Genomic DNA, 6000 nt, shown 5'->3' on the forward strand with positions numbered 1-6000 from the left:
CCCTTTGTTGTCGCCTTTCAGGCATCAGGAGAAAACCATGACCGTATTCTTTGCAATCGCGATCGTCCTCGTTCTGATCGTTGGAGTTCGCGCAGGAACCGCATCATCCCGCTCGGATGAAGAATCGAAGGCGCCTGTTTGCGCACTGTGCCGCACCTACCTTCCTTGTAACTGCATCCGTGAGCACGAGGACACCTCCTATGGCCATGATCACCGTCATGACCAGTGGTAGCGTGAGTCCCGTCGCAGAGCGACCGGCGCTCGGATCAAACGAAGCATCACCGCGTTGAAGTTTGAGTAACAGGGGCGCTCCGCAAGGTGCGCCCCCATCCTCCACGGCATCGAAACGTCAACAGATCCCGCTGAGCATCGCTCAACAGGGTCCCGGGCCCGCTCCTTTATCAACGCCACTTCGTGGCACAAGGAGGACCCTATGAAGCCGAAATTCACCTTTACGCCGACCGACAGGATGGTCGCAGCTGTTGAAGCGTTCCTGGCTGCTCGCCTGTGCGAGCAGGAAATCGAACCTATTGTGACCAAGTACCAGCAGGAGATTCTCAGCAGGCATCGCTTCAAGGCTGTGCGCCTTAGCGAGCGGGGCGAAGAAGTCATCATCCTTGACCCGAACCAGTCTTATCGCATAAGCGACGAGGATTCGGTGGTGTACTTTGCCGAATGTCGAAAAGCTAGAGACGCTGCGCAGTTGACGATAGAAGGCGAGGAGCAGGACGTTTGCCCTCACCTCAAGGCTAAGCATGCGCTGGTCCTGGCCGAGAACGAGTTGATCAAGTCGATGAGCGTGCTCCCTCAACTGGAGAGTCTCGGCGGCAAGTTGTATTGTCTGAAACTTGAGGATCGGAAAAAGCTGGTTGAGTTGTCCCTTGGGCTCGTTGTGCCGTTCGTGAGCCGGGGGCGGGCTGCTGCACTCGCCCAGACGACCCTGGCGCAGTACGCTCGGTTCGCCCCTCAGCCTGCCATGCCGCAGTAGTCGCAACAATGTCCGCCCGGCTCGCCCGGGTGGATTACCAGCTCCCGTTCTGCTGGCCACCAAGGCTCGCAGTGCGCACGCTCCACTCCTTTTCAATCGCCTATAAGGCACCAAAGGAGAACTCATGAATAGCGGCCACAACTCCCCGGACGCCGGCGCTGAGCTCGCGAGCTTTAGCCAATTCTCGGCTTCCGCTACGATCAACCCCCTCGCCAACCACGGCCGCACTGCGGAAGTGTTTTACTGCGGGAGGAGTATCTGCTTCGTCGATGCACTCGGTACTCCAGGCCTACGCCAGGCACATCGTGGGGCTGTAAATAACGCGCTGTACTGCAACGAGGAGGACGGGCTTCCCGACGAATGGCTGCGCCCTCTGCCGTCGAAAGATGCGCTGGCCGACTACTCGGAAATGGAAACGCGGTTCCCTCGTGCGTACGCGCGCGTGATGAATCCACAGCAGAGTCTGCTGTAGTTCTGACGTGACAAGGCCCGCCGCTCCGATCCGGAGCAGGCGGGCCTTTCTCATTGGTGCTTCAGACGTTAGGGGCCAGGCTCAGCAAGCCAAGTGCCGGTCGAGCAGCCAACGATTCGGCCGCCCATCATGACCGTAATGGATCTCGCCCTGCAGGCAACCGCCGTCGTCGAAGTACTGCTCTTTGGTGCCGTAGTGCACTCGCTTACTGGGCACAACGGAGAACGCATTCGCCGGCACTTCGATCAGCGGCCGCAGTGGCAGGCCTTCGGCCAGGACTTCGCGCCCCCACGCGTCCAAGCTCACCAGGCTGGCCGCATCGCAGCCAATAGCAGTTGTCAGGTTCAGTGCCTGAACAGCACCATCAGGCAGATCGACTGTGCCGCCGGTGCGCTCGAACACTTGGGCGCTGGTCGGCGCCGAATCCTGGAAGAAGATGAGGCAGTTGGGCTTGACGGCCGCCTCAGCCGGTACTGCAACAACCCACAAGCACTTAGAATTGGAATGGCACACATTGTTCTCCGTGGTCTTCGAGCCTCTTTGGGCTACGACTGGGGCCTAGCGCCCCGTGAAGGCAACCGCCTTGACGGGAAGTCAGCAACGTCGATTGTGCGCAGATCCAATAGCTATGCTGCCTGCAGGTGCTTCGCAGCGGCTATGTATTGATCGGGATTCGTGTAGTGATTAAGTCTGCCGGAACCCTGCGGGAGGACGTCTTGGACGCGTACAGGAGCAGCCTTTGATGTAGTGCCGAACGAACGGCGCGGACGAATGATACTGCGAAACAGCCAAAATCGACAAGTTGGTCATCGAGCCGCGCCGGCAGCGCTCGACTGGGCCACCGATGCTTCGGGCTGAGCGTTGCGCCGGTTTTACCGTGCGGTTATCATGGGCTTGCCGTTCGTTCGGCATCATCTCAACCGCGCAGCTTCGCGCGCGAGTGAAAGTACATTGGCCGACGTTGTGGCCCAGCGCAACTCCTTCCCTGCCCTGCTCTAGCTAATCGGCCACGTTCCGCTGGCCGCATGGCTGCGCTCTCCCCAGTCGCTCACGACTGCGCAGAGCTCCTCCAGCTCCTCGATTGTTCAGCCCGTCCGGGCATTGAGGAGATATTCATGAATTGCAATTTCGATACGCTAACCGAGCGTCTTCTCGGGCCAAAACAGCCTCCTCGATTCCCGGGGTGATTCAAAGAGACTGCGCGGAAAATGGGACTGCGACGGTGGACGCGTGCAAGAGATGCCGATCTAACGGCCGTATGGACTATACCAGGAATTGCGAAAGGTCGGCACCGCCGACGCCACGGCGAGGTACCGGCGGCGGCCATCACCTGCTACCCCGTTGGGGTTGCAGGTGGGCCGGACTTCACTGCTGGTTGCGTGCAGTTGCGTTGAACTCAAGCAGATAGTCGAGAATCGGCACGGCCTGATATTTTGCTGTGTTCAGCTTTTCGACTACGCGCTTGTCGAATGTCTCGCATATGACGCGCTTACTTTCCGCCTCCCGCAACACCCAGCTAGCGGTAACCTTGTTTCGCCTAACGATTGAGTCGACTTGCTGGCCATGATTGCGGTTCATTGGACACTCCATCTTTTGCCCTTTTACGGACGGTTGATAATGGAGGGAGCAACGCGCTCTGCGGAGCAGAAGCCGGCGGAGCGTGAGAAAACGAATGCCAATGTTGTAAGTTTCAGTCTGGAACATTACGAGCAAGAAATCACCCACCAACTACCCTTTCAGGTAGGAGGTGGGCTTGTCTCTATTGGCTTACTGCGCCGAATTACCAGCCCGGGAACTTTGCTGCAGTCGCGATCATGGGAGCAACCACGCCTGCTACAGCACCAATGGCAATAATTTCCCAGTTTTCCTTGACGTAACGGACGAAACTCTCACGAAGAGAGGCAGACGACTTGCGGATGAGTTTACGATTCATGGTGCGTTCCCTTTGTGCCGTACAGGCGGTGGATAAAGGGAGAGCTTTCGCTCGGAGAGCCGGAAAACGGCTGGCCGAACGGCCACCATCGAACAGTTGCTACCGGACAAAACCACGACCAGGGCGGGCCATCGTCTCAGTAAAGTGAGAGAGTGTGTGAACAATGCCAACCGAATGGCTCGGGGAATGCTACCTCACGTGCAAAACGTCCGTCAAATCGAAGCGACAGAATTAGTCCTCGTGTAACGACTTGCTTCGCTCGTCACGGCGATCCATTTGAAGAACCAAGACTGCGAACACCACGAACAACTCTGGCTGGTGAAACACTTCAACATCGTGTCGATCGCGCATCGTCAGCAAGCGCCCTCTCGCCTTGGCCAGGGTCTGGCCCGCGCGTGCGACTTGAAACTTCAAATCCCACAGATTTCCAGTCACCGTGGCGCCGTCCGCCGGTCCACCCACCGCGTAGTACTTGCGCGTGAAAGAGAACCACTTGCGTTTGATCATAAACCCACCGAGTTCTCCCGCGATATCCCACGTCGGTACCAGCGCGAAGATCCGGCGCCGGATCGTCCCGACCTGGTTGTCTCCACGATAGACTCGCCACGTGGGCGAGAAGGCGGCAAATTGCCCTTTTCCGCGATATGCCAGGTTTCCATCACCGTCCGTGATATCGATACCGCCGCGAATGGACAGCAGCTTGTTGGCGACGCTTAGAACTCTGGACATCCACTACCCCGATTCATTGGTGCCTTGGTATTGGCCCGCAAATTAATGGAACGCTCGCGGCATTTGCATAGCCGGTCACGCAAACGTCGGACAGCATATTGAGCAGCAGTCGGCTCCACAATAGACCCCAACTTTCCTCCAACGATACGCTTCTGCTTCCGGTGTCTTCGGGGGTTCGAGACGCGAAAGAAAGAAGCCCGCCAGCGTACCCCAACGGGTACGCGTGACGGGCGGGTTCCGGGTCGAGATTACGGTGCCGTAGCGATGCCGGTAGATGCCGCGACGTCGCCACGATAGCCGACGGCCTCTCCGTCTTTATCGACCGCGTAGGCCTTGGTCACAATCCCGCCCTTGTCGAACTCCACGTGGAAGTCGAGTTTGACGCGGCCGGAGTGGCGGGAGATTTCCTGCGCGTTCGGATAGGAGGCGTCGACGAAACAGTGCAAATGCTGGCGCGTCTTCAATGTCCAACCGCGCCTGCCGATGATTGCGAGGTCGGCTGGCCACACGTAGCAATCCAGGACGTGCTGCCCTGCATCCCAGCGATCCCGTTCGCAGCCTCCGTCCGCCCACACAAAATCGGGCGGTAGGACAACACGGAAGAACTCGAAGTCAATCTCGGTAGCCGCACGAAGGCGTGTAAGACCCGGGATAATGACCGCGGGCCCGTCGATCGGGTTATGGCCACCCCGGAGCACGCTGCCCGCGAGCACCCCAATGAACCTCGGAGTCTCTTCGATGCGATACCCCAGCGTATGCTCGTCTACTACGACGTACTTCGCGCATACCGGTACGGATTGATCTTTGATGTTGCCGCCGCTGCACAACAGCCGCCCTGCTGCAGACAGCGCAAGGGCCCCGCGTGCATTGCACACCCACGCCGGCTCTCCATGCTCTGCAGCCCGCGAATCAGTTGGGCCAGACACGGAGAATCCTGATGCTTCGATCGCCTGGACAAGACCGCTCTCGAGCTCAGAGCGCTCCCGCGCCGGCGGTGGCGCAACTTGCCGCTCCTTAAGCACGGCCCAGCCGAGTTTCGTTGCGTCAAGAAACCGACCATCCGACGTCGTCACCTCCAGGTACGTGATTTGGGCATCTTGATAGCGATACCCGTGGACCCGTTCCTGGCGGCTCAGCCAGTCAGCCACCGCGGAGCCGGCCTGCTCGCCGAGATCCTTGCTCCGATCGAAGACCGCCAAACAGCCGGTAATCTCGATGTTGTCCACGCGGCGGCCGTCTCTGGTTGCACTGAAAACGACCCGGCATGACATCCACTGCGACGTATTGGCCTTGTTGCAATTCATAGTTCCCTCCAATTCTGCCCCATTGGGCGGTTAAAAATGAGGGGGAGCTTTAGCTCGGCGGGACGACACGCCCGGCCGAACAACGAGGGGCCGCCGTCCATCCTCAAAGGGATGGAGCGGCGGCAAGTTTGCAGGATTGATGATTACGCGGCGAATGCCGGCGCGGATTCACGTGCAAAGCCAAATACACGCGAACCGTCGAGCCCCGTCATGCCACAGCTTTCGTCGTGGAACGTCACTGTGCAGCAGCGCACCTCGTCGACAAAGCCGAACACGTAGCCAGCAAGCGCGCTAGGGAAAGGCTGATTTAATCGACGAGAGTGTCGACGTTGAGCAGCTGTGAAGCGTTGATAGACTAAGGACGACCAGCGAGCTACGCCGATGCAACAAATCAGTTTTGCTAGTGCCGAGTATCTGGGAAAGAAGCGCGTTACGCGGCGCGAGAAATTTCTGGGTGAGATGGAGCAGGTGGTGCCCTGGGCTCGATTGCTGGAGGCACTGGAGCCGTACTACCCCAAGGGCAAACGAGGGCGCCCGCCCATTGGCCTGGAACGCATGCTGCGGCTGTACTTTG

At 58.9% G+C, this 6000-nt stretch carries 8 protein-coding genes and 1 pseudogene; 4 read left to right on the plus strand and 5 right to left on the minus strand.

Annotated features, from left to right (window positions below; translation table 11 throughout):
* Positions 1 to 37: 37 nt before the first annotated feature.
* The 3 genes from A3A5_RS43690 to A3A5_RS0130410 all read left to right on the plus strand — a co-directional run bounded on the left by A3A5_RS43690 (position 38) and on the right by A3A5_RS0130410 (position 1460).
* On the plus strand, positions 38 to 232 hold the full coding sequence (locus tag A3A5_RS43690) for a hypothetical protein (protein WP_157637332.1): 195 nt from the start codon (positions 38 to 40) through the stop codon (positions 230 to 232).
* A gap of 201 nt (positions 233 to 433) precedes the next feature.
* Positions 434 to 988: a hypothetical protein gene (locus A3A5_RS0130405; protein ID WP_018314218.1), complete on the plus strand. Its 555-nt coding sequence runs from the start codon at positions 434 to 436 to the stop codon at positions 986 to 988.
* 124 nt (positions 989 to 1112) lie between these two features.
* A complete protein-coding gene (locus A3A5_RS0130410) occupies positions 1113 to 1460 on the plus strand; it encodes a hypothetical protein (protein WP_018314219.1) in 348 nt (115 codons plus the stop codon).
* 81 nt (positions 1461 to 1541) lie between these two features.
* On the opposite strand, the gene A3A5_RS0130415 is transcribed toward A3A5_RS0130410, so the two are convergent.
* From A3A5_RS0130415 to A3A5_RS39575, 5 genes are all read right to left on the minus strand, one after another.
* The gene (locus A3A5_RS0130415) at positions 1542 to 1973 is read right to left on the minus strand and encodes a hypothetical protein (RefSeq protein WP_157637333.1); all 432 of its coding nucleotides are present in this window, start codon (positions 1971 to 1973) and stop codon (positions 1542 to 1544) included.
* An 852-nt stretch (positions 1974 to 2825) separates the two neighbouring features.
* Positions 2826 to 3038 carry a hypothetical protein gene (locus A3A5_RS43695; protein WP_157637334.1) on the minus strand — a complete coding sequence of 71 codons (213 nt, stop codon included), beginning with the start codon at positions 3036 to 3038 and terminating at the stop codon, positions 2826 to 2828.
* 202 nt (positions 3039 to 3240) lie between these two features.
* Entirely contained in the window at positions 3241 to 3393 is a 153-nt protein-coding gene (locus tag A3A5_RS43700; protein ID WP_157637335.1) for a hypothetical protein, read from the minus strand.
* A gap of 231 nt (positions 3394 to 3624) precedes the next feature.
* On the minus strand, positions 3625 to 4122 hold the full coding sequence (locus tag A3A5_RS0130425) for a hypothetical protein (RefSeq protein WP_018314222.1): 498 nt from the start codon (positions 4120 to 4122) through the stop codon (positions 3625 to 3627).
* Between the two features lie 248 nt (positions 4123 to 4370).
* The gene (locus A3A5_RS39575; protein ID WP_018314223.1) at positions 4371 to 5426 is read right to left on the minus strand and encodes a hypothetical protein; all 1056 of its coding nucleotides are present in this window, start codon (positions 5424 to 5426) and stop codon (positions 4371 to 4373) included.
* Positions 5427 to 5807: 381 nt separating this feature from the next.
* Between A3A5_RS39575 and A3A5_RS0130435 the strand changes: the two are divergent.
* Positions 5808 to 6000: pseudogene (locus A3A5_RS0130435) on the plus strand (IS5/IS1182 family transposase); the annotation flags it as partial.

It is taken from the genome of Cupriavidus sp. UYPR2.512, assembly GCF_000379565.1.
Lineage (GTDB): Bacteria > Pseudomonadota > Gammaproteobacteria > Burkholderiales > Burkholderiaceae > Cupriavidus.

Coding starts and splice junctions, on each gene's coding strand:
- A3A5_RS43690 (WP_157637332.1), top strand. CDS start 38: ATGACCGTATTCTTTGCAATCGCGATCGTCCTCGTTCTGATCGTTGGA.
- A3A5_RS0130405 (WP_018314218.1), top strand. CDS start 434: ATGAAGCCGAAATTCACCTTTACGCCGACCGACAGGATGGTCGCAGCT.
- A3A5_RS0130410 (WP_018314219.1), top strand. CDS start 1,113: ATGAATAGCGGCCACAACTCCCCGGACGCCGGCGCTGAGCTCGCGAGC.
- A3A5_RS43695 (WP_157637334.1), bottom strand. CDS start 3,038: ATGAACCGCAATCATGGCCAGCAAGTCGACTCAATCGTTAGGCGAAAC.
- A3A5_RS43700 (WP_157637335.1), bottom strand. CDS start 3,393: ATGAATCGTAAACTCATCCGCAAGTCGTCTGCCTCTCTTCGTGAGAGT.
- A3A5_RS0130425 (WP_018314222.1), bottom strand. CDS start 4,122: ATGTCCAGAGTTCTAAGCGTCGCCAACAAGCTGCTGTCCATTCGCGGC.
- A3A5_RS39575 (WP_018314223.1), bottom strand. CDS start 5,426: ATGAATTGCAACAAGGCCAATACGTCGCAGTGGATGTCATGCCGGGTC.